Annotated in this window: 23 protein-coding genes and 1 tRNA gene; 17 read left to right on the forward strand and 7 right to left on the reverse strand. The window is 37.3% G+C overall.

Translation table 11 applies throughout. The features are described 5' to 3' along the window. Positions 1-76: 76 nt before the first annotated feature. Entirely contained in the window at positions 77-841 is a 765-nt protein-coding gene (locus tag EZ456_RS15630; protein ID WP_131531691.1) for an SDR family NAD(P)-dependent oxidoreductase, read from the forward strand. Positions 842-970: 129 nt separating this feature from the next. Here EZ456_RS15630 and EZ456_RS15635 read toward each other — a convergent pair whose 3' ends face one another. From EZ456_RS15635 to EZ456_RS15650, 4 genes are all read right to left on the reverse strand, one after another. Then, positions 971-1597, reverse strand: coding sequence for a carbonic anhydrase (locus EZ456_RS15635; RefSeq protein ID WP_131531693.1), 627 nt, complete (start codon positions 1595-1597; stop codon positions 971-973). Between the two features lie 193 nt (positions 1598-1790). Beyond that, positions 1791-2450, reverse strand: a complete 660-nt coding sequence (locus tag EZ456_RS15640) for a hypothetical protein (protein ID WP_131531695.1) — start codon at positions 2448-2450, stop codon at positions 1791-1793. A gap of 149 nt (positions 2451-2599) precedes the next feature. After that, entirely contained in the window at positions 2600-3208 is a 609-nt protein-coding gene (locus EZ456_RS15645) for a hypothetical protein (protein WP_131531697.1), read from the reverse strand. Between the two features lie 328 nt (positions 3209-3536). Next, on the reverse strand, positions 3537-4178 hold the full coding sequence (locus tag EZ456_RS15650; protein WP_131531699.1) for a Crp/Fnr family transcriptional regulator: 642 nt from the start codon (positions 4176-4178) through the stop codon (positions 3537-3539). A 78-nt stretch (positions 4179-4256) separates the two neighbouring features. Between EZ456_RS15650 and EZ456_RS15655 the strand changes: the two genes are divergently transcribed. From EZ456_RS15655 to EZ456_RS15725, 15 genes are all read left to right on the forward strand, one after another. Continuing rightward, complete coding sequence (locus tag EZ456_RS15655) at positions 4257-4952, forward strand: HAD family hydrolase (RefSeq protein ID WP_131531701.1); 696 nt, start codon at positions 4257-4259, stop codon at positions 4950-4952. Next, on the forward strand, positions 4949-5593 hold the full coding sequence (locus tag EZ456_RS15660) for a chloramphenicol acetyltransferase (protein ID WP_131531703.1): 645 nt from the start codon (positions 4949-4951) through the stop codon (positions 5591-5593). The genes EZ456_RS15655 and EZ456_RS15660 overlap by 4 nt, the downstream gene beginning before the upstream one ends. A gap of 77 nt (positions 5594-5670) precedes the next feature. Then, positions 5671-5871, forward strand: a complete 201-nt coding sequence (locus EZ456_RS15665; RefSeq protein ID WP_131531704.1) for a hypothetical protein — start codon at positions 5671-5673, stop codon at positions 5869-5871. Positions 5872-5991: 120 nt separating this feature from the next. Next, positions 5992-6065: transfer RNA gene (locus EZ456_RS15670), tRNA-Ala, on the forward strand. Between the two features lie 656 nt (positions 6066-6721). Then, on the forward strand, positions 6722-7300 hold the full coding sequence (locus EZ456_RS15675) for an RNA polymerase sigma factor (protein ID WP_131531706.1): 579 nt from the start codon (positions 6722-6724) through the stop codon (positions 7298-7300). Positions 7301-7440: 140 nt separating this feature from the next. After that, positions 7441-8568 (forward strand): FecR family protein, encoded by a 1128-nt coding sequence (locus EZ456_RS15680; RefSeq protein ID WP_131531708.1) that lies wholly within the window; start codon positions 7441-7443, stop codon positions 8566-8568. A gap of 127 nt (positions 8569-8695) precedes the next feature. Further along, on the forward strand, positions 8696-12109 hold the full coding sequence (locus tag EZ456_RS15685) for a SusC/RagA family TonB-linked outer membrane protein (RefSeq protein WP_131531710.1): 3414 nt from the start codon (positions 8696-8698) through the stop codon (positions 12107-12109). A gap of 18 nt (positions 12110-12127) precedes the next feature. Next, the gene (locus tag EZ456_RS15690; protein ID WP_131531712.1) at positions 12128-13588 is read left to right on the forward strand and encodes a RagB/SusD family nutrient uptake outer membrane protein; all 1461 of its coding nucleotides are present in this window, start codon (positions 12128-12130) and stop codon (positions 13586-13588) included. A 12-nt stretch (positions 13589-13600) separates the two neighbouring features. Beyond that, positions 13601-14293, forward strand: a complete 693-nt coding sequence (locus EZ456_RS15695) for a DUF4843 domain-containing protein (RefSeq protein WP_131531714.1) — start codon at positions 13601-13603, stop codon at positions 14291-14293. A gap of 21 nt (positions 14294-14314) precedes the next feature. Continuing rightward, positions 14315-15901, forward strand: a complete 1587-nt coding sequence (locus EZ456_RS15700; RefSeq protein ID WP_131531716.1) for a PKD-like family lipoprotein — start codon at positions 14315-14317, stop codon at positions 15899-15901. A gap of 137 nt (positions 15902-16038) precedes the next feature. Beyond that, a complete protein-coding gene (locus EZ456_RS15705) occupies positions 16039-17052 on the forward strand; it encodes a TlpA disulfide reductase family protein (RefSeq protein ID WP_131531718.1) in 1014 nt (337 codons plus the stop codon). Between the two features lie 5 nt (positions 17053-17057). Further along, complete coding sequence (locus EZ456_RS15710; RefSeq protein ID WP_131531720.1) at positions 17058-18053, forward strand: thioredoxin family protein; 996 nt, start codon at positions 17058-17060, stop codon at positions 18051-18053. Positions 18054-19214: 1161 nt separating this feature from the next. Beyond that, positions 19215-19571 carry a response regulator transcription factor gene (locus EZ456_RS15715; RefSeq protein WP_131531722.1) on the forward strand — a complete coding sequence of 119 codons (357 nt, stop codon included), beginning with the start codon at positions 19215-19217 and terminating at the stop codon, positions 19569-19571. A 180-nt stretch (positions 19572-19751) separates the two neighbouring features. Continuing rightward, positions 19752-20834 (forward strand): sensor histidine kinase, encoded by a 1083-nt coding sequence (locus tag EZ456_RS15720; RefSeq protein WP_131531724.1) that lies wholly within the window; start codon positions 19752-19754, stop codon positions 20832-20834. A 233-nt stretch (positions 20835-21067) separates the two neighbouring features. Further along, positions 21068-21379 carry a YtxH domain-containing protein gene (locus tag EZ456_RS15725; protein ID WP_131531726.1) on the forward strand — a complete coding sequence of 104 codons (312 nt, stop codon included), beginning with the start codon at positions 21068-21070 and terminating at the stop codon, positions 21377-21379. A 283-nt stretch (positions 21380-21662) separates the two neighbouring features. Here EZ456_RS15725 and EZ456_RS15730 read toward each other — a convergent pair whose 3' ends face one another. Next, positions 21663-21854, reverse strand: a complete 192-nt coding sequence (locus EZ456_RS15730; protein ID WP_131531728.1) for a cold-shock protein — start codon at positions 21852-21854, stop codon at positions 21663-21665. Between the two features lie 280 nt (positions 21855-22134). Here EZ456_RS15730 and EZ456_RS15735 point away from each other — a divergent pair, with 280 nt between their 5' ends. After that, entirely contained in the window at positions 22135-22479 is a 345-nt protein-coding gene (locus EZ456_RS15735) for a hypothetical protein (protein WP_131531730.1), read from the forward strand. A 240-nt stretch (positions 22480-22719) separates the two neighbouring features. Here EZ456_RS15735 and EZ456_RS15740 read toward each other — a convergent pair whose 3' ends face one another. Both EZ456_RS15740 and EZ456_RS15745 read right to left on the reverse strand, forming a co-directional pair. Further along, on the reverse strand, positions 22720-23175 hold the full coding sequence (locus tag EZ456_RS15740) for a MaoC family dehydratase (RefSeq protein ID WP_131531732.1): 456 nt from the start codon (positions 23173-23175) through the stop codon (positions 22720-22722). 178 nt (positions 23176-23353) lie between these two features. Continuing rightward, entirely contained in the window at positions 23354-24433 is a 1080-nt protein-coding gene (locus EZ456_RS15745) for a 3-oxoacyl-ACP synthase III family protein (protein WP_131531733.1), read from the reverse strand. Between the last annotated feature and the right edge of the window lie 492 nt (positions 24434-24925).

The following is a 24925-nucleotide window of genomic DNA, read 5'->3' on the forward strand; positions in this document are numbered from 1 at the left end:
ATCTCGATCCGATAACTATCGGATGGAGCATAGCGGAATGGAGAGATCTTTTTAAATGATCAATAGAATAAAAAACATGTCAAACATATTTAATTTAGCGGGTAAAACTGCATTAGTTACTGGCTGTAAAAGAGGAATAGGAAAAGCGATGGCTTTAGCATTAGCCGAAGCAGGTGCCGATGTTATCGGCGTTTCTGCAAGTCTCGAACTTCAGGGCAGTACGATAGAGAAAGAAATTTTAGCGCTGGGCAGAAAATTTTATGCTTACCAATGCGATTTTGGTAAACGCGAAAATACCCTGGCTTTTGCGGCTCAGGTAAAAGCAGATCATCCAGTTATCGATATTTTGGTAAATAACGCTGGAACGATTTTACGTAAGCCAATTGCTGAGCATCCCGATGAGTATTGGGATGAAGTAATTGCGGTAAACCAAACGGCTCCCTTTATTTTAACACGCGAAATTGGTAGAGATATGATTGCAAGAGGCAGTGGAAAAGTAATCTTCACTGCGTCCTTACTATCATTCCAGGGCGGAATTACTGTGCCAGGTTATGCGGCGAGTAAAGGGGCAATTGCATCTTTAACTAAAGCTTTTGCAAACGAGTGGGCATCAAAAGGGGTTAATGTAAATGCCATTGCACCTGGCTATATCGCAACCGATAATACTTCAGCTTTGCGCGAAGACCAGGATAGAAGTACTTCTATTTTATCGCGTATTCCTGCAGGAAGATGGGGAACACCAGAAGATTTTAAAGGACCAACCTTATTCCTGGCCTCACCTGCCAGTGATTATGTTCATGGAACAATTTTGACCGTTGATGGCGGTTGGATGGGACGATAGGTTAGTTATGAGTTTGGAGTTTGGAGTAGTGAGTCGTATAATACTCCAAAACCGAAACTCCCAACTTTTTAAAACCCTACTGGTTTTTTATGCACCTTGGACTCCAAACTCCAAACGCCAAGCTCCCAGCTAGTAAAGGTTGTAAATCTCCTTAATATCTTTCAAAATCTTTTCGAAATCGATCTTCAGGTCAATTAACCGGCCGGTGTGGATGTCGAAAACCCAACCTTGAACGGTTAATCCACGATTAGCAATAGCTTCCTGAACTGCTGCTGTTTTTAACAGGTTTACACACTGCTCCTGCACATTAAGTTCTACCAGCCTGTTATAGCGGAGACCTTCATCCTCAATGGCATTCAGTTCATCTTTATGGATACGGTACACATCGCGGATGTTTCTTAACCATGGGTTTAATATGCCCAGATCGGCAGGTTGCATGGCTGCTTTAACGCCGCCACAGTTATAATGGCCGCAAACCACAATATGGTTTACTTTTAAGTGGCGTACGGCATAATTTAAAACTGTCATTACGCTTAAATCCACGTTGTTTACCAGATTGGCTACATTTCGGTGCACAAAAGCCTGGCCCGGTTGTATGCCCATTAAATCTTCTGCCGTAACACGGCTATCTGAACAGCCGATGTACAAAAACTCAGGGCTTTGACCTTTCGATAATTCAGTGAAATAATCAGGATTAATGGCCAGTTTCTCGGCAATCCATTTTTCGTTGTTCTTAAAAACTTCTTCTACATTCATGCTTTAAATAGAATTTTGAGATATATAAATTATGATAAGTGCTAAAAAAGATGTTTATCTTGCTATAAAACTAAAAAAAGATTTCCTGATTTGAGCAAGTTCTTCTTCTGTAATTGCATCCAGATTGAATTTAAAATCTATCAGACATATTTTCTTTCACGAGATTACTTAACAAGTTTCACCTCCGAAATGTTTAGCGATTTGCCAGATATTGAGGAATGAAACCCACAGTAAAGATCATAAAGGTGATGAAGGCCACAAAATATAAAAAGGGTTTAATTCCGCTGATATTGCTGCCATTCTTCAGCACTATGTGTCTTACTAAATCAGAAATTAACAAAAGAACACATAATAGAAATACGAAAACTAAAGCTATTCCGACTCCTATCCCGAAAATACCATTTTCACTTCTGGTATGAAATACATTGGAAATATCAATTAAGAAAAGAAGGTTCCAGATCACCACAATGCCAATGGCAACTGGAATTTTAATGGGGAAACCAGTTTGGTTTTGAAGTTGCGTGATCTCCACATCAATATGGTTGGGGGTAGGTGCCGTAGAATTAAGAAAACCTGTTTGCTCAATTTCGGCCATCCGCCCTTCGGCATTTCCAAGAAAAGTAAAAAGAATATCTTTATTGTATTTTTCAACCCGGTGGGTAATCCTGATTGAACTGCCGAATAGGGAAGTGTCAGGTTTAATGGAGATGATGTCTGATCTTTTAAAAACAAAATTACCCCTGATGGATGCATTAAGTTCGAGTTTAAATTCGCTTACTTTTAAAGTGGCAAAAGGCCAGATTGCCTTAAAGCCGCCTATTCTAACGCCACCTGTTTCTTCAAATTTATTCATATACTGAGCGATTAATCTGTTCGAATATATCCCATTTAATCTAATTTTTTATAGTCTTGATTAAATTTATATATGAAGAAAAATAAAAGCCAATATCAATCACCGTTTATTGTTTAACGCGAATTAATATTGGCTTTAAAAATGTTTTTTTAACTCGCAACGGCTACCGCATTTTTGTTAATGTGGTTAGGTAGTTCTTCAAGTGTATACAGGTTAACCAACGATTCTCTTAATACGTTCGTAGCATTGTACCAAACGTTGTCTTGGGTAAAATGACAAATGCCATTGGTGAGTTCGGTGATAATTGCACCAATTAAAATTGCGAAATGGTTTTCGAAAACATCACCCGAATGGTATTTTAAAGAAAATACTTTGTTGTAATTCTGCAGTTGCGTTTCAACCTCAGCACTCAATTTTACGGGTTTTGATACTTTCCTTTTTTTCTTCTTAAATAACCCTAATATCTTTTGGACAGCGCTTTGTTTAATAATTTTTTCTTTAAAAAGTTTTTTCTTGTATTCCTTTAGATCGAATGATTTAAGGGAAACGCTGAAATTTAGTTTTAAACTATTTTCGTTAAATATTTCGAGGCTAGGTTTATCCCATTTAAAAATAATTGGGAGGCTTCCGTTCGGATTTCTAAATGAAAAGGATGAGTTAATGTCCAGAACATTTTCATGTTCGTTTAACCTTTTTAAAATTGTTGGAATTAGATCGTCTGTTAAAGAATTGGTATAGATGTTAATATAAGCACTCATGTTTAATTAAGATTAGCTGAATCAATGTAAATTGCGCAGGTACTTTTTTGCCAACGCTTTATTTAAATGATAATTAAGGATATCATCATATTACGGAGCAATCTATTTTGCATAGCCTGCACTCCAGAATACCGATTAACTTGGGAATCTTAATGTGAATTGACAGTTGTAGTCTTTCATTTGTATATGTGGTTTTTTTGTGTGGCATATTTCCGCAAAAAATGCGGCTCGTTAAATTTCAATTACTTAAACGAATCAAAACACCGAAACGTTACAGTTAATTTTTTAAATAGCCTTTTAGCAATAATTATACCACAAATACCGTTGATTATTTTAATCGTTCAAGTAGCTTTTTCATATTTGTGAGCTGTAGAACGTTTTTAAATTCGGGTGTATCAAAACCTCCTTTATCTATCATTTGCTTTAAGCTTCTGTTAAAGCTCCTTACGGAAATGCCCAGATAGGCGGCCATGTCTTCTTTGGAGATGGAAATATGTTCGTCGGCCTGCAGTTTGAGCAATTTTAAAAGTGCATACTCTAAGGTGTATAGCTGTTGGAAGGATGCCCGTGTACTGGTTTGTATAATTCTGGTAGACAACTCCTGGAGTAAGATTGTAGTAAATTCGCTACTTTTATCAATTAGTGAAAGGAAAAGATGATCGGGGATAACATAGGCCGTAACCTCACTTATAGCGGTTACATTACACAAACAATCAATCTTTTTTATGGCTTCTAATTCGCCAACCACTTCGCCCTTACCTAAAAATTCGATAATAAAATCTTTGCCGTTTTCTTCAGAAATAAAACATTTGCTAATCCCATCTTTAATAATGTAGATATTGCTGATTTTTTCACCTTGTTCAATAAATCTATACCCTGCTCTAAAGTTTTTAAGTGTAATGGTTTCTCCTTCATTTTCAATACAAAAACGTTCGATAAAGGATAAGAAAGTAAGATTGGTACGAAGCATATTTATTTAGTCGAGACAAATGTCCTTTTTTAACGGTATCGGTTGCTTTACTTTTGTGGCACTAAAGTAAGCATATCCATGAAAAATCAAATTACTGTAATTGCTTTTGATGCTGATGATACCCTTTGGGTAAACGAACCTTATTTCCGCGAAACCGAAGAGCAGTTTGCAGGTCTTCTGGAAGATTTTATGCCTCATCATAGCATCTTAGCAGAGCTTTATAAAACTGAGATTGCCAATTTATCGCTTTATGGCTACGGAATTAAAGGTTTTATGCTGAGTATGGTCGAAACCGCATTGAGGATCACTTCGGGCAAAATAGATCCTATCATTATAAATAGAGCGATTGAATTGGGACAGGAAATGCTCAATAAACCAGTCGAACTGCTTGATGGAGTAGAAGAAGTACTTAAAGCCCTACACGGAAAATACAGATTAGTGGTTGCAACCAAAGGCGACCTGCTCGATCAACAGCGCAAGCTCACCAAATCAGGACTTGATCACTATTTTCACCATATCGAAATTATGAGCGATAAACAGGAGAAGGATTATCAAAAACTGATCAAACACCTGGATTGTAAACCTGAGGAGTTTTTAATGTTGGGCAACTCCTTAAAATCGGATGTTTTACCAGTATTGAATATTGGCGGACATGCCATTCATATCCCCTTCCATACCACATGGGTACATGAGCGTATAGATCATACCATTGAACATGAAAATTTTTATCAGATGGAAAGTCTATCTGAGGTTTTACCAAAATTAATTGAATGAAAGAAAAAATAGATATAAACACCTGGATCAGAAAAGATCATTTTAAATTTTTTAGCGCCTTTGAAGAGCCTTTCTTTGGCGTAACCGTAGAGGTAGACTGTACAGCTACCTACGAAGAAGCAAAAGAACATAACATTTCTTTTTTCCTGCTTTATCTGCACAAATCGCTGGTTGCTGCAAATCAGATAGAACCTTTTAGCTACCGCATTATTGATGGCGAAGTTTGGAAGTACGATAGCGTGAATGCCGCGGCCACCATTAATAGGCCAAATGGCACATTCGGATTTGGCTATATTGATTTCTACAATGATTTTGAAGCTTTTAGAACAGCGGCCAATAAGGAGATTGAAAAGGTGCAGGTCAGCACAGGTTTAATCCCTTCCTCATCAGGCGAAAATGTAATCCATTATTCTGCACTACCCTGGTTAAATTTCACTTCTTTATCGCACGCACGAAATTATGCTTATCAGGATAGCTGCCCTAAAATATCTTTTGGCAAGGTTAGAGATGAAAACGGAAGAAAAATAATGTCGGTTTCTATACATGTAAACCATGCTTTGATGGATGGCTATAATGTTGCCCAGTTCGTAGATCGCTATCAGGAGCTGTTAAACAAAAAAGAGGTTAACGAATATATTTAGCTCAAAACTTTAAGGAATAAAACCTAAAGCATATTTAATGTTCGGTTAATATTAGGAATTTATTTTCGGCGATGTTCATGGCTGCGGTTATTATTCCTTTCTATCTTTTGGCAATTGTAGCCATGTGTTATATGGATACCGCTTTTAAGGCCATTATGTTTTTTGTACTGTTACTTATTGCCACATTTGTACTTTTTCTGTTCATCAATTATCCTATGCAATCGGTTTTTGCGGTAATTTGCTTTATGGCGCTGTTTGCTATTAAACTTAAAGATTAATTAAAAAGATAAATTATCATTTGCATTCGAGAAAGTATTTGCTATTTTTGCTGCTCAAGCAAGAAGCTTGTTTCAATTACTGAATGATTATTTAATTTTTTGGTGTTGAATATTAAAATTGGGGGATTAGCTCATTTGGCTAGAGCGCTTCGCTGGCAGTGAAGAGGTGATCGGTTCGAATCCGATATTCTCCACTTTAACACATAAATATCTTTTTTTTAGATATTTATGTGTTTTTTTTTATTTAATATTTGTTTGAAATTTGCCTGTAAGCAGTAAAATTTGTCTCTAATACTGCCCGATAGTTATCAATTGTCTTTATGTGGAGAATATTGCATTCATTACAATTTAAAGTCAATTTGTGTATTTCAGTTAAAAATATCCATCTTGTTTCATTCCAAACTGTCCAGCTCGATCGGGGACTTTTGTTTTTAGTGCCCTTCCATCCAGACCGGCCTAAATGCCAACACCATTCCTTTTGCGCGGCAAAAGCCCATAAGAACCTTCAGAGTACTAGCGAAAAATGATAATAGATATTGGTCAGACAACGACGGGAACCCTTGTTTTTTAGCGGCTTTTAGCAGCCAGGATTCCTTTACTGCAAACCAACCAATCAATTAGTTAAGAAGGTGCTTTTCAGATATCTAGATAGTTTAATAATTAGCCGCTTTCAGTATGGTCTTTTGGTGAAAAATGGTTAACAGGTAATTTAAGGTTAGCATTATATGCTACTTTAATTTAGCTGATCCGAATTGTTTAGACCATTTAAATTTATTTCTTAAATGCTCCATCAAGTAAATATTTATTATCATTGCGAATATTCATAAATTTATAGCATAAGTTATTGACGATGTTAGACTACAGTAAACATATTGATTCGGACCTTGCCAGGTTATTTCGGTCAGGTGACGACCTTGCGTTTAAAGAAATCTATATCAGGTATGACAAACTACTTTTTCTATATGCCTTCAATAAATTACATAATGAAGAAGAGGCTAAAGATGCCGTTCAGGACGTATTTCTATGGCTACTGAAAAACAGGCATAGCTTCATTCTTAAAACAACACTATCTGGTTATCTCTATAAATCAACCCTTAATAAAATATTTGATATCTTTCGCCATAAGGATATTGTTAAAAAATATATAGATGCAGGAGATTATTATATTGATGTTGACAGTGAAGAAACGGACTATCTTATCCGGGAAAAAGATATCGCCTTACGCATTGAACAAGAAATTTCATCAATGCCGCCTAGGATGAAGAAAATCTATGAATTAAAGCGGAAACATTTTTTAAGTACAAAAGAGATTGCAATGCAACTGAACATCTCAGAAAATACAGTATCCAACCAGCTAAAAAAAGCTTCCAAAAATCTCAAAAACAAGTTGGGTGTGGTGATATATGTATTGTATATATTAAATTCTTAAATTTTACTAAATTTTTATTGCTGATTATCAGTGTTTTATATATTTAATTAACTTTTTGTTAATATTTATTTAAAGCAGAATGGCCAATTCGCATTTCATAAACGCCTTTGTATTAAATCGGGGAAATTATCACAGGTGATATGCAAAGGAAAAACATTAAATCAGTACTTGAAAAAATCAGCTCAGGTGATTTTACTGCAGATGAAGAAATAATTTCGAAATATTGGATACATCAGTTAAATCCAAAAATAGCGTCTGGATATTCAGATGATGAGTTGGAACGCGTGAGCAATGAGATGTGGATTATCCTTAGCAAAGAGAAAGAAATGCAGCCTGCAAAAGTCTATCGCTTGTGGCCGAGAATCGTGAAAATTGCCGCTGCGGTTGTATTGATAATTTTCGGAATTTATTTTTTCAATTACCATCCACATAAAGCTGCTCAAACAACAAATTTAACTACCCAGAAAGTTGTCCCGGGAACTATCGGAGCTACCCTAACCTTAGCCAATGGCAAAAAAATTAGATTAGCTGATGTGGGTAATGGAACAATTGCACAGCTGGCGGGCATTGATATTACTAAAACCGCAAATGGTGAACTGATCTATGAAATCAAAAATAATGCGGGAAGTATTCAAGAAATGAATACTCTTACTACCGCCAAGGGAGAAACTTATATGGTAATACTACCAGATAAAAGTAAGGTTTGGCTCAATGCAGCTTCAAGTTTAACTTATAATGCAACTAATTTTAATCAAGGTAAACGCGTGGTCGAGCTTAGAGGTGAAGGTTATTTCGAAGTTGCAAAAGATAGAGCACATCCTTTCGTCGTAAAGACAACAAAACAAGAGGTTGAAGTATTAGGCACACATTTTAATATCAATTCTTATGTTGATGAACCTACTACTATAACCAGTTTATTGGAAGGTGCTGTGAAGATAACTTCAGGTCAGCTCAAAGAGACTTTGAGGCCAGGCGAGCAATCCATTCTGAAAAATGGAGCGATGCAGATAAGCTTAGCTGACGTTGATGCTGACATTGCCTGGAAAAATGGAGAATTTATTTTTGAGGGGCAAGAATTTAAAAGCCTAATGCGAACCATTGGCAGATGGTATGATGTAATCGTAGTTTATGATTATGAACCAGAAAACCTTCATTTGGGAGGAAAGATTTCAAAATATGAAAGTATACAAGAAGTTTTAGATCTGCTCCAGGGAACTGGTGATGTTAAATTTAAAATAGAAGGAAGGAGGATTAGGGTGATTAAATAAGCTACTTGATCAAAGCCCCTAAGATGTAACCAGGAGTGCTACTAACACTCCTGGAGAGATTGGGCAATAAATTAAATTATTAACCACTGCGGCCTGAGTTAAGCGCCAGCATAAACCAACCAACTAAATGTATAAAAATTTTACCGAATATCTAGGTAATCCGCCTGGTTATGCCTTAAAATTCATATTAATTATGAAAATAACGCTTGCTATTTTTTTTGTAGGAATTTTACAGCTTAGAGCAAATACCTCATTTGCACAGACAATCTCTATAAATGAAAAAAACATTTCATTGAATAAAATCTTTAAACTAATACGTATTCAAAGTGGTTACGATATCATTTATAATAATGATGTAATAAGCTCGCTGAAAAATGTCAGTTTAAATGTAAATCGGGTAAGTGTTGCTGAAACACTTCAAAAAGTACTTGCAGATCAGCCATTAAGTTTTACGCTCAAGGATAAGAAAATCATGATCCAACGTAAAATAAGTTCAGTAGCTGATCCAATTAAAGAAAACAGATCAATTAGGGCCGATACATTAATTACCGGAACAGTTATCGATGCTAAATCGAGAACAGGTATTTCTGGAGTTACCATTTCTGTAAATAATTCTCCTATTAGGGTACAAACCGATAAAGAAGGTAATTTTAGTATAGTTGTTCAAGGCAATTCAAGTTTGCTATTTAATTACGTAGGTTATGAACCAAAAGTAGTGAAAATAGGAAAGTCGTTAAAATTACAGGTTATTTTAACTGAATTAAACCAAACCATGAACGAAGTGGTTGTTACTGGTATTTTCGAAAGAGCGAAAGAAGGATATACTGGTTCAGCTACTACTATTAAAGGCGCTGAATTAAAGCAGTATAGCGCGAATAATTTAGCTAAAGCACTTCAGGCTATAGATCCAAGTTTTAGGGTAATCGAAAATTTAAAAGCTGGATCAGACCCAAATGTCTTGCCAGATTGGCAACTTAGGGGTTCAACAACTGTTCAGGGTACCACAATTACAGGTGCCAATAATGCGGTAGCCTTTAAAGGTGAGTATGCCAGTAACCCAAATCAACCTTTAATTATATTAGATGGTTTTGAGTCTACACTTCAGATCATTCTTGATATTCCAATTGAGAGAATTGAAAGTATTACCCTATTAAAGGATGCTGCAGCTAGTGCAATTTATGGCTCTAAAGCATCTAATGGAGTAGTAGTAATTGAAACTACAAAACCTCTGCCTGGTAAAATTCGCTTCTCTTATAGTGGTAACATTAGCGTGCAAATGCCTGACTTAAGTGATTACAATTTGGCAAACGCAGCAGAAAAATTAGAGTTCGAAAGATTAGCGGGTGTTTACGAAGATCCTAATCCAGCGCAAGGTGGTTTACTAAAGGGAAATAGATACGCGGCATTAAAAGCAGATGTAATAAGTGGAGTGAATACCTATTGGCTATCTAAACCTTTACATGTATCTGTACCAACAAGACACAATTTAACCATGGATGGCGGTACAGAACAATTTCGTTATGGATTAAATTTAGGATTAACCAGCTCTCCCGGTCTGATGAAGGGATCATCTAGAGAAAGTCAGTCTGCTGCATTGAACATATCTTACAGACTACACAAGTTTCTATTTTCCAATCGGCTTAATGTAATCAATACCAGAGGAGATAATTCGCCGTATGGGACATTTAGTCAGTATGCCAGCATGAATCCTTATTACCGTGCATATGATGACAATGGAAATGTGATCAAGGTTTTAGACAGGAATGCCCTAGGGACAGGTACAACTGTGACTAATCCGCTTTATAATTCGACGCTACATCTTAAGGACTATACCAAAGTATTGAACATTATTAATAATATGAGTTTTGAATACCGTCCTACGGCTTATATGAGGTTAAGTACTGATTTGGGAATTACCAAAGATATCGGTGAAGCGGATGTTTTTAAACCAGCACAACATACAGACTTTGCTACCATTACTGATCCCACAAAAAAAGGAAGTTATGCGCTTACCAAAAGTGACAACCTAAATTATACTTTTAATCTTTCAGCTTCCTACAACAGGCTGTTGGGAGACGATCATATGACGGGTATTAACTTTCGTTATACGATGAATGAAGGTAAATCAAATAGCTTACAGACTACTGCAACAGGATTTCCAAATGCATTCTTGGATGATATCCTGATGGGACAACAATTTAACCAGACCATTTCTGGCGCAGAAGGTACGACAAGAAGTATGGGGGTTATTGGTGCATTCAATTATGCTTATAAAAGCCGATATGCATTTGATTACAATATTCGTATTGATGGCTCTTCCCAATTTGGCAGCGATAATCGTTTTGCTCCTTTCTGGTCTGCGGGTGTAAGGTGGAATGTATTCAATGAAGAATTTATGAAACAGGTCAAATTTGTGAATAACCTGACCATTCGTGCAACCTATGGTACCACAGGCTCCCAGGGATTTCCGCCATATCAATCACTAAAGCTTTATACCTATTCGAATTTAACCGGACGCCCATATATTGCATCCAGTGGGTCAGGAGCTGAATTAATTGGATTGGATAACCCTAATCTAAAATGGCAGGACACTAAACAAAGCAATTTGGGCTTGGATTTCTCTCTCGTTAATAATAGAATTTCCTTTCGATTTGATTATTATTCAAAGCATACTACCAATCTTGTAACAGATATGACTGTCGCTCCATCTTTGGGATTTTCAAATTATACCAACAATATTGGTTCTCTTGACAATAAAGGATATGAGGTTAATCTTAGCGTAATTCCGTATCAGGATATTTCAAAACAGGCTTATTGGACTTTGCGTTTCAATGCGGCCCATAATAGCGACAAATTGACCAATATTAGTAGTGCACTTAAGGCATTAAATGATATGAATGCAGCTAATATTACAAGCACACCATTACCTCGTTATGTGGAAGGCGAATCTTTAAGCAGAATTTGGGTAGTTCCTTCATTGGGCATTGATCCCTATACTGGTAAAGAAGTTTTTGTGAAAAGAAATGGCGAGAAGACATACTTATGGAATGCAGTAGATCTAGTTCCAGTTGGCAACACCTCTCCTAAGATTAATGGTAACATCAATTCTAATTTCAGCTATAAAGGTTTTGGATTGAATTTGAACTTCAACTATAATTTTGGTGCCCAAATTTATAATAGTACGCTGATAGACAAAATTGAAAACGTCAGTTTGTATAATAACGTGGATAGAAGAGCTCTTGATTTGCGTTGGAAAACCTATGGAGATGAAGCTTTATATAAGGCAATCTCATTAAATGGATCTTCTACACAGGCATCTTCAAGATTTGTAATGGATGCAGATGAATTTCGCTTAAGTTCGGCATCATTATCTTATCGTTTTCAAGAGCAAACTAGTATGTTAAAAAACTTAAATATGCGTTCTCTTCAGCTCTCCTTTAATATGGAAGATATATTTAGAGTAAGTGGTGTTAAACAAGAACGTGGAACAGAATATCCGTTTGCCCGCGTATTCAGTTTTTCAGTAAGCAGTACATTCTAAACACTAATCGATTAAAATATGAAATCTATTAAAATAAAAATAATCATATTATTTATGCTTTGCAGTGTAGGGCTGTTAACCTCCTGTAAAAAGTGGCTAGATGTAAAACCTAAAACTGCTGTAAAATCAGATGATCTTTTTAGCACTGAATTTGGGTTTGTAGATGCACTTACAGGTGTATATGTGAAAATGGGTGCCCAGACCTTATATGCTAAAAATTTGAGTTATGGCTTTATCGATGTGCTGGGTCAGCGATATGATAAACCCACTTACAACACCGCCGCATGGTATAATTATAAGAATAATGAAGTGCCAAGTAGTGCCCAGTCTACTGTTGGAGGCATTTATAGCAACATGTATAACATCATTGCAAATATTAATAACCTATTGGCGGCTGTTGAAGAACATCCAGATGTGTTAACCACACCAAAATATCATAACCTAATTAAGGGAGAAGCAATAGGTTTACGGGCATTTTTACACTTTGAACTTTTAAAAATGTATGGGCCTGTTTACGTAAAAACACCCAATGGATTAAGCATACCTTACCGTAATACCAATGCTACGGTGGCAACCTCGTTATTACCGGCATCAAAAATTATGGACAATGTAATTGTTGATCTGCTGGAAGCTGAAAGGCTGCTTAAGGACAGTGATCCGAAGAATTTTGCACAAACTGGCACCGATCCTTTCTTGTATCTGCGGCAGTTTAGAATGAATGTTTATGCGGTAAAAGCTTTATTAGCCAGAGCTTACCTGTACCGGTCCGCAGATGGTTTACATGCAGACGACAAAAGCCAGGCAATGGTTAGAGCAAATGATGTAATAAACAGCACCTACTTTAATTTTACTGTAAATAATGCTGATAACAAAATCTTATTCTCAGAGCATATATTAACATTGAATGTGGCTAAGATGACTGACTTGGTATTTCCAGATTTTGGATCATCACTTGCATTAACCAATCTGTACCTATCCTCAAGCTTGCTCAATACTATTTATGAAAAAAATAGTGGAGGAGCTACTGATTTTAGGGGAGGAGATAATGCATTTGTAACGGGTTCTGATGTGAAGGTGACTACCAAATATACATGGGGATTAAGTGCTGGTCCTCATAAGGAGTCTGTCCCCTTGGTTAGGCTTCCTGAAATGTATTATATTTTAGCAGAATGTGATCCTGATCCAGTGAGGAGTGCCTCTTATCTGAATACGGTAAGAAACAACAGGAACATATCGCAGTCGTTTAATCTGGTTCCAGGCACCAATTGGGATTCGATAGAATCTAATGGACAAACCCGCCGCACAAATGAAATCATGAAGGAATATCAGAAAGAATTTTATGGTGAGGGACAATTATTCTATTACTATAAACGGAAAAACTATAGCACATTTTTAAATTGTCCAGTACTGGGCGGAATGACAGACTTGCAATACGTTTTTCCTGTTCCAGACGATGAAATTACTTACGGTAAAAAATAAAGGAGATTAACCATGAAAAAAATATTTTATAGCTTATTGATGACTGCATTATTTTTTGCCGCTTGCAAAAAGCAGGAGTTGAGCCCTTATGACCAACCTGACGGCATTAATTTTGGTAGTAGTGATGCGCTAAAAACAGTGCTTTTTAGTAGTCCTGATGATTTTGTAAATGGGAAAGACAGTGTTCTAGTAACTATTAGTGTTACGCCGATGGGGAAAAAAAGAACTGAAAAAACCACCCTATATTTCAATAAAGTTGCTGATGTAAGTAATATAAATATTGCTGATGTAAAGATATGGAGGGATCCTTTATTGATTGATTATCTGAAAGCTACCTATATCGACACCATTGTTGTAAGAAGACCAAAAACTCCGAAAGCTTTACATGCATTGAATATTACTTTTGATTTTGGCAAATCGACTAAATTCACAACTGGAGTTACAGAAAATCAGACCGTTAGGATTGAAGTAAGTGACAAGTTTGAAGAGCCTTCTTGGTGGTCTTTCTATACTTCACAATTCGGAAGTTTTAGTGACGCAAAATATAGGCTAATGTTGAAGGCAACCAGTGATGTGTACTATTATTTTTCAGTTACAAGTGCATTGAATAAATCAAAAGCTGCATTAGCTGCGTACAATGTATCTAATCCAGGTAAGCCCCTAATGGACGATGCTACTCCTTCAAGACCAATTAGTTTTCCTTAATTATCATCTTAAATAAAAGTTATGAAATCAATAAAATACCTGTTTTCTATTTTGTTCACATCTGCACTTTTACTCGGGTGTTATAAAGACAAAGGAAACTATGAATATACTCCTGTAAATAAATTGAAAGACAGCGTTGTTACTACCTTAGTGGCTCGTATACCAACAAAAGATTCCACTATAGTTGAATATTTACCCCTATTTACTCAAACCATTAATAAAGATGAAAGCAAGCTTTCTTTTGAATGGCAGAAAAGTAATCCGACTGGACAATGGATTAGCTATAGCAAAGTAAAAACATTAAAATTTTCTGTCAAGGCTGGCTCTCTTGCTGAGAGAGATTTCTTCAGGCTTATTACTATAGACAACAGTGTTGGAATTAAATATTACAATGACATCATGATAAACTACGTTCAGCCTTTTGTAAAATGCTGGTTCGTTTTGCAAGATGATAACAGTAAATCCCTACTAGGAACGGTAGAGAACATGGGCCCCAGTGCATTGGTTTCCGCTGATGCTTATGGAAAAGAAAATGCAGGAGCGGTAATTGATGGAAAGCCCAGAGTTTTGATGGTGAATGGGTTATACAACAGCTTTACAAGTACAGGTTCCTGGCCGTTTGCTTCACTATATGTTTTTACAGATCAAGGTGGTAAGTTCTATAATGCGGGGAATTTAACTCCTTTATTGAACTATACTGGTTTTATGCGGCAATATACTGGAACACCAAATCCAACAAAAGCTTATTGGTATACTTCTAGAGAAGCTATATTAGATAAGGGAGAATTATGGCAGCAAGGTGGGGCTACAAGGTTTTACATGGCCCCATTGGATGGAACCTTACCTATCTTATCCCATAATTTTACGGGAGGAGCTTTCATATATAATGCGATGATTTTGTTTGATGAACTAAATAAGCGGTTTCTTTATTTTAACAATGCCGGTAATTCATATAGTTCGTCTAACACCAATCCTGAAAATCCAACAACAGAAAACAGAACTAAAATTACCAATATACCAGTAGCTGGAGCTTACCCTAATAAGTTTAACCCAACTGCAATAGGTGGGGATAAAACCTTTCTTTACGGTGGAATGTCTTATGGACTGTTTAATTTTGAGGCTAAAGCGCTCATTGCAACTTACAGCGAAATCGATGCAAATAAGCTGCATGTTTACGAATTTTCTTCCAATGGGATCCGAACCGGAACAGAAGCAAGCTGCTCAGCATATTGGCCTTGTAACCCTCCGGGCATATCAACAGCCTCAAAACTCGCAACGAGTTTTGCCTTTCAACGTATCTTGTTTTATTCCAGTGGTAACAAAATATACAAACTTGATTTAAATGCTACGCCTGTAAATGCTTCGGTTATTTATCAGCATCCGGATCCAACCGCAACAGTAACTGCTATGCGTTTCCGTACAGAATACAATGGTTTTTCAGATAATGGTACAATCAATTGGCTAGGCATTGGTGTGATGCGCGCTAATGGAGTAGGTTCATTAGTAGAACTTCATTTAAAAGCTAGTGGAGACTTAGTATCTGGGGAAACAGTCCAAGAATATTCAGGATTTAAAAGAATCGTTGATATAGCCTATAACAACAAATAACAAAGAACACACAAATTAGCCCTTTATTCTATATGTTTTCCTTAATGCAGTCTAATTTTCTTACTGCGCCAGAAACTGGGATTAGAAGATTGATTTTAGGGTAACTGTGTATTATAAGAACAATTAAAAAAATAAAAATGAAAAATCTCTTTAAAATTTTATTTCTCTTGAGCCTGATTGGCTCATATGCATACGCACAGAAAAAGCCAGATGATAAGTTTAGTCTTTCAATTGATGTGAGTAATATTCAGCCACAACCAAGAATAGTCATACTAACTTATTTTTTTGGTGGTGAAAATGGCATGCAAGGCAAAAGTGATAGCGTAATGGTAGAAAATGGTAAAGTCTTTTTTGAAGGCAGTATTCCTGAGCCCGCAATTGCCGTGATTGGTACTAAGTACTTTGGCCCAACAGGTGTATTTTGTTTAAGTGCAAATAAAATTGTAATTAAAGCAGGGACAGACATTACGAAATTGGAGGTGAAAGGCTCACCTTATAATAAAGACTTCCAAGAGCTTTTTGAGACCAAAAATTATACCGAACCCTTTAAACAATATATCATTACGCACGGAAAAAAATCTGCGCTAAGTTTATATGCCTTAAGAAGCTATTGGCAGTCTAAAGAATCTGGATTAGATTCCCTATACCAATTGTTAGCTGATGATTTTAAAAAACTTCCCTCCGCATTGATGGTGAAAAAAGATTTAGACTACAAAGCTGACTTATCATTGGGTAAAATAGCACCAAACTTTGCACAGCCAGATGCCGCAGGTAAGGTAGTCTCTTTAAAATCTTTCAGGGGAAAATATGTTTTTGTTGATTTTTGGGCTAGTTGGTGCCACCCATGTCGAGCAGAGAGCCCGTATATCATTAAGGCATACCAAAAATTCAAAGATAAAAACTTTGATATCCTAAGTGTTTCGCTTGATGACAAGGGAGGTCGTTCTGCCTGGTTAAAAGCAATTAATGATGATAAAGTGGGATCTTGGACACATGTATCTGATTTGAGTGGCTTTAATAGTGAGACTGCGAAAATTTATAAAATTAAGGCTATTCCTACAAATTATTTATTAGACCCTGATGGCAAGATCATAGGAAAAGATTTGCGGGGTGAACAACTGGAAAAGAAATTAAATGAAATTTTAAAATAGAAAATATGCAATTTATTAAAATATTCAAGCCTTTAACTTTAATCCTTCTGTTATCCGCAATTACCTTATCCAGCACTGCTCAAGAAAAAATAATAACGGCTGAAAAAATGCTGCAGCAGGCTTCAGTTAAAGCAAAGAAACAAAAGAAAGACATCTTGATTGAATTTTACGCTTCTTTTAATCCATGGTCAAAAATATTGCGTGAAAGTTTAGATGACCCTGAAATTAAACGAATTCTTGAAAAGCATTATATCATTTGCCCAATGCAAATCAAGGAGATTTCATTAGCCACGAGAAAAAGAGAGACCCCAGGAGGAGTTGAAATTTTTGAGCGTTTCGATAATTTTGTAGATACCAGCTACTACAGGGAGACAAGAAAGGTTCCAACACTGATTTCATTAGATGCCGTCTTAAAAAAGACTGGGCAGTATACAGGATTTCCTGCGACGGATAAGGAAACGCAAAATTTTGTCGATATGCTAAGGCTAACTTTAGAGGAGAAAGCGGTGGTGAAAGCAAAGATGATGGCTACCTATAGGGAATTAGGCCCTCCTAACGCGAAGGATATCATGGAAAGGGCAATGGAGGAGGCCAAGAGGGACCACAAAAAGATTTTCCTTTCCTTTACCGCTTCTTGGTGCCACTGGTGCCATGTGCTAGATACGGCGATCAATCATCCTTTATGCCAAAAAATATTTAAGGATAAATATGTTTTTGTTCATTTACTTGCCCACGAAGACGATCTTGAGATACACAAGCAGCAACTTGGCGCTTCGGAGCTTTTAGAGCGTTATCAGGGTAGGAATAGACGAGGTATTCCCTTTTCTGTCATCTTTGATGAAAATGGAAAATATCTTGCAGACTTTAATGGCTTTCCAAGCACAAATTCCAAATATGCAGCTGAATATAGTGTATTTGAGGAGATGCTGAAAAAAACCGGTGGGATCACTAATGAAGAACTTAAGATTATTAAGCAGGCTTTTTCATTAGCTAGCCCGTAGTGATCGTTCTGCATCATCTTATAGCAAAGGTAGCTTCCATATCCATACTCAACTTGATAAAGTGCTGAATTCCTAGGAAGAAATGAACAAGAAAATACATTTGATAATAGCATTGGTTCCACAAACGATTGAGAATAGGCGAGAAATTTAAATACGTAATATAAGGAAATGTTAATTTGCATACGCGGGAATAGTCAATTTTGGCTGCTCCCGCTTTCTAGTATGCTAGGTTTGGCAATGAGCTATAGGGTGAAAGTCCCGAATACATTTTGCAATAGGATGTGTTAGTCAATAGCAAGGGTGTCGTGTGGGCAACTGCGAATCTGACGGCAAATATGAACCATCTGAGTCGGAACTACATATAAGGCGAGATGATGGAGTGTTGCAAGACAAACATAGTGTTGTCACGGTAAAGTGGAAGTCTACTCCACCAACTCGGTACTTTCGGTAAGTGCGGTCACCATCCCAAAAAACTCTGCCAGTAAACCAAAAATTTTAGAATATTTTTTGCTCAAAATTCATCCATGGAAAGATGCAATAAGTGCTGATTTTTCTATTAAATTCCAGTTTTTCTATGAGATTTTTTAGTGAACCATAACATATTCGCCACATTATAAGTATTTAAATATGGTTTTTAAGCGGTTTAAACGGTGTTTTTTGTTTATCTTTATTTTAGCTAATCGATTGAAAACTCAGCCAGAACTCAGCCAAATTGCCCAATATGACGAATAAAAAACCGCTTTTAAAGCACCAAAGACAACGTTTAAGTAACGCAATTGATGAAATTTCAAATCCGATATTCTCCACAGTAAACTTAAATCACTGAAAAGCAGTAGTTCAACTGCTTTTCAGTTCGATAACTCTCCCCGTAAATGCCCAGGGAGCCGGAAATTATCCTCGTCCGGCAAGATGAAAAATCAAAACCTTACCAGTCAAAATCCTGAAAACATTGGGTATTCCAAACGTAAGTCCCAAGGGAAAGTGAAGTTAAATTTTAGGTATTTCTATCAAAATATGGCTGCATTTTTTTTTAGAAAGTGCTACTCTTTTCCACTTCAAATCTGCTGGCTATGTTGAGTGTCAGCTTAATTTTTATGGATTTTTTTATGTTTTTTCAAACGAAAGTGGCCTTACCTTGTTTGATAGTAACAAATAAATCATATGGCTAGGATAATTTTATTGGAGGACGATACAGATATACGAGAAGTGGTACAATGGATACTGGAATCCGAGAACTATGAGGTTTTTGGTTTTGTGAATGTTGCTGACTTCATGGACCGGGACCTAAATCTTGTTCCTGATCTATATATATTAGATGTTATGCTTCCAGATGGCTCAGGCCTGGATGTATGTAGCCATATTCGCAATGAAAGCAGAGATGCCCAGGTACCCATCATCATCATGAGTGCCCATGCCAGCCTGGAACAGGTAAGTAGTGGATGCGTGGCTGATGCCTTTATCCAGAAACCATTTGATGTAGATAGCTTGTTGAAAAAAGTAAATGAACTTGTTAACTAATGATAGGGAGTCTTCGTTGTCAGTTCAGCAGTTCTGTGCTGAGTTTTGAAATCAGGTCGTGCAATGATTATAACAACATGTCACTTAATCAATAGAAAAAATAAAAAATTTCATCAGAGGATTAATCAATGATTTTGATATTATCCTTTAAATAAATGCAACTCCATAAAGAACAACGATATGGGAAATGAAAAGCAGAAAATAAGCGCATTGATAGAACTTAACGATGAGCTTGAAAACTATTTCCAGAATACTATAATCCCCCAACTTTTCGTGGATGCCGATTTTGTGCTGAGAAAATTTACGCCACCGGCCATGAAACAGTTTAGGCTCCGTCCGGATGACATAGGCCGGCCGCTTGCCGAAATAAAGGACAATTTTCGCTTTCCAAGCATTCTCGAAAATATCCAGCATGTTATTGAGACCGGTGAAATCCTGGAGAAGGAAATCCAGACGACAGACATGAGCTGGTTTCAGATGAACATCATCCCTTATGTGATGATCAGGGAAAAGAAAACAAATGGGGTGATTATCACATTTGTAGACATTACTTCGCGAATTCGGGAACTAAAAGATCAGGAAAGCTTAATCCTGGAGCACGAATTACTCCTGGACACGATTTCACATGACATAAAAACTCCATTGACAAGTTTGGGATTAACGATTGAAATGCTTAAGAAGATCCCCGAAAAGGGAATGGACAAGTTCCCTGTATTGCTTGAAAAAGTTGAAAATAGCCTTTTTAAAATCAAGGACATCATCATGGACCTCACAGAGTCGCGCAGGTCTGATCAGCACTATCAGGCGCGGGCAGAACTTCTCGATGTTGAACAGATCCTTGAAGATGTACGGCTAACCCTGGCACCCCAGATACTGGAATCCACAGCGAAGATCAGCTGGGAAGTTCAACAGTCCGAGCTCTTTTTCGTCAGGCGTAAGCTTAGGAGTATCCTCTATAATCTCATAGGCAATTCCATCAAATACCGCTATAATGGACGCATCCCGGAGATCAAGATCAAAACCTATGTGGATGAGGATTATACCGTATTCACCATTACAGACAATGGCCGGGGAATTGCAGAATGGGACCAGGAGAAGATTTTCACCAAGTATGAGCGGATTTCAAGAGATGTGGAGGGAACCGGAGTTGGACTTCATCTAGTGAAGGAATTTGTATACCTATCGGGCGGTAGGATTGAAGTGGAGAGCAAGTTGGGCAAGGGTACGCAGTTTAAGCTTTACTTTAAAAACCATAACCATTAGTAATGCAACTATGCCGCTGTGTTATAATAATTGCCCTTCATAACCTGGGTTTTGATAATTTGATTTGGGTAATTTGGTAATACAGGGCTGGCTTTTTATGGTTGGCGATAAAAAAAGCGCACCTTTCGGTCAACAGAAATTTTGATAAGTTTACTAATAGCGAAAATACATAAAAACTCAAAACAATATGCCAAATCTTTGGTTTTAAGATAGAAATATTAATCCATTTAATTATGAACGACAATTCAAAAACAGTAGTAGCATTATTGGCAGGCCTTGCGGCAGGTGCTGCTTTGGGTATATTATTTGCACCAGAAAAGGGCGAAGAAACGGTAGACAAGCTATCACGGTCTCTCCGGGATTTAAAGGATAGAGTTGTCGATAAGGCGCAAAGTGAGATTGAAAGCTTGGGAAGGATTGGCAAGGAATATGCTGACAAAGCTGTCGACACCTTGGGAATTAAAAGGGACGAGGTGAGAGATGAGTTGGTCGCAGTCAAAGAAGACGCAAAGGACGCCCTAACGGATTCGATCGAAAAAGTATAATGTGGTAATTGCCTGCTCGGTAAATTGAATTACACAAATAAATATATAAAGCGGTTATACCGCTTTTTTTTGTTTTATTAGCCCGAATTAATAGGCTATAAGGGTTTATTTTGGGTTAATGCTATAGGATATAGTTGGTACTATCACCGACCCTCTACAGGATCATGGTGTTAGTAATGATACAGTGGCAAGTCAGCATCAATATCCAGTATCTTTAAACAGGGCAAAAAAAAACATCTGCCTTATGGGCAGATGTTTTTAACAATGTATGAAGGTTATTATCTTATCCTATCTTAACGTTGATTGCGTTCAGGCCTTTTCTGCCCTCTTCTACATCATAGCTTACTGAATCATTCTCACGAATGTTGTCCAATAGGCCAGATACGTGTACAAAAAGTTCTGCATCGCCATTAGCTGGTACGATAAATCCAAAACCTTTTGTTTCATTGAAAAATTTTACTGTTCCTTGTTGCATTATATTTTATTTAATTATTTTCAAATATAACAAAATTATTTGAAAACCAATGAATTATATTGCATGTGATGATTGAAAGATAATCTAATGCCATTGTCTCCTGGAGCAAAAATCATAACTATGGTCCGCTTCACCAAAAATAAATTTACTTAGGCCGATTGCAATCGGTTAGATGGGAAGCGGAGCTTTCTGGTTTTTCACTATAATGTTAGGTTCTGGATGCAGAAATTAAAACATAAGGGCATTTAATCTGTTCTTTTAGTTAAAGCATAAAAAATATATGAACGAAGATAAAAGACAAAAAGCCCTTGATCTGATTAAACAGGGACTGGAAACGGTAAGAGACAGGGAATACACTGAAATTGCTGAAATCCCTTCAGATGATCTCAATCTGTTACAGGTGAAATACAGTTTTGTGCATGACGGCATAGAAGGGATTTTTACCGTAATCGGTCAAAGCCATGAAGAAGAATCTGATACCGGAGAAGGTTTATTGAAATATTCCTTATTTAGCCAGTTCGATGAAGATTCCGTTCATTATCAGTCAATGACCGCTAAAGAACAGGTTGACAATGATCTGCTCAATGTTGAAGAATACCTTCACCGGCACATCAATGAGGGATAGAAGCATAAGTGTTGTCAGTCTGAGCCTGTCGAAGACTTTTACTAGTTGAAAGCAAAAAAATATTTGTCCTTCGACAGGCTCAGGATGACAATATTTTTTTTGCTTTCTCCTTAACTTAATGTCATTGGGCTCTCCGTATGATTCCTTTGGGCAGGATGACAATTCTATAATTTATGAAACAGCCTCATCTTTAATGATAAATTTTGATTTCTGCTAACAGCCTATTGCCCGGCACTCATTTCAATTAAAGTGGTATAAAAACACCACATTCCCCGTGTATGCCATTTTTGTCTGCCCCATAATGTCAAGATCAGCCTGGATTACAACTTTTGTTATGCCCCTTAGGTCTGAAATTGAAATCAGCTTCGCACGGAGCTGGACTTCATCATTGACCCGAACGGGAAGGTTAAACCTAAATTTCTCGATGCCATAGTTAACTTCCATTTTAACATCCCTGATGTCCGCAATCTGCTTCCACAGATATGGGATAAGCGATAGTGTAAGATATCCATGAGCAATGGTGGAGCCGAATGGGCTATTTAGCGCTTTATCCGCATCCACATGTATCCATTGAAAGTCAAGCGTTGCCTCTGCAAATCTGTTGATCTGCTCCTGATCGATCTTATGCCACATAGATTTGCCGATCTGTTTCCCCAGATAGGCTTTGTATTCTTCAAAACTGTTAATGATAACCATAAATATTTGGAATGTTATATATCAAATAGCATACAATATATTACTCAACTTGTTTGCCAGACAGTTAAATATGCTTTAAATTTTAAGGCTGTCTGAAGCGATCATCCATGCCCAATTGTCCGCTTTAGTCCTGTTAATAACAGATCGCCTAATAAATTTCAATTTTTAGGGTGTATGATCAGAATCTGTACAGGAAGGCATTGATGTGCATCCCCGCCCCGACTGATGCAAATACTGCAACGTCGCCCTCTTTTACGCTGTAACCCTTGATTTGCCCATGTAGTACCAGATCCAGTAGCGTAGGTACCGTTGCTACTGAGCTATTGCCAAGCCATGAAACGGTCATTGGTACTAGTCCCTGCGGCACACTGTTCCTGCCGTATAGCTTGAACAGATTTCTCATTATTGCAGCATCCATTTTTTCATTAGCCTGGTGCACAAAGATAATGTTGATGTCTTCAAGGGCCAGACCTGATTTTTCGATCGCTTTCTGGATTACCAATGGCACCTGTACAATAGCGAACTCATATAGCTTTCTGCCGTTCATCTTCATGAAACGATTAGCATCGTCTGCTGTAGGATCATTGGTTTTACCCATATACAGGTGGTTACCATGGCCCATTGCAAAAGTCTGTGTTTTGTGGGCCAGGATACCTTTGTTCTGTTCTGCCTCTTCGCCTGCCTCAAAAATGACCGCGCCCGCACCATCTGCAAAGATCATGCTGTCACGGTCGTGCGCGTCTATGATCCTGCTTAGTGTTTCGGAGCCGATAACCATTACTCTGCGCGCATCTCCACTCCTGATATAATAGTCTGCCTGTATGGAGCCCTGGACCCAGCCCGGGCATCCAAAAATAATATCGTATGCAACACAGTCTGGGTTCATAATGCCTAAGTGCTGTTTAACCTTCGAGGCCAGTGAAGGCAGAAGATCACTTCTGTTTGATCCTGGTTGGATGTCCCCGAAATTATGGCAGAAGATGATATAATCAAGGGTTTCTTTATCTATTCCCGAATCGTTCAGTGCCATTTGCGCCGCGCGGGCTGCAATGTTGCTACACAGCTCGTTCTCACCGGCATAGCGCCGCTCCAAAATCCCTGTGATCTGCGAGAACTTATTGATGACCTCAGCATTGGGCTTATCCAAGGGGACCCCGTTCTCAAAAAAAGTGGCATCCATAAAATATTCACTTCCAATTACTTTTTCGGGTATATAACTACCCGTGCCCCTAATAACAGACCTTGTCGTTTCTTTCATGGTATAGATGCGTAAGCGCTTAAATTTTAGGTTTCAAAAATATTATGAAATGTGATAAAAAAAAATAAAAATTGCAGATTAACCATCTGATCCCTTTTTTCTATAACGGAAAGCACTGGCAGCGCTTTCTATAATCCATTGGTATATAGTCACAATCGGGAAATCTGTAGAACACTTGCCAGCTGTAGCCGAAATAGTTTCACTGTTAACTTTAAGATCAATGCAGAACATGGTTAAGTAGGTACCAGAACACCCGCAAACGGACAACCGGAGACTATACATTAATCTGCACTTTGGCCCGAATTTAAATTGGTTATTCATTAACGTGGTATGCTTAACCTGATCGTTTTGACTTCGGTAGCTACCTGATAACCTGGAGATTCCGAATTGGTTGTCCGCTTTGCACATTAATCTGTTATTGTAAACTTTTTTCCAAATTCGCTGTTTTACAGATGTTAAGTGTTGATCGAAAAGAAAATTATATAGATTTGT

The organism is Pedobacter psychrodurus, assembly GCF_004331735.1.
In the GTDB taxonomy this organism is placed as follows: Bacteria; Bacteroidota; Bacteroidia; order Sphingobacteriales; family Sphingobacteriaceae; genus Pedobacter; species Pedobacter psychrodurus.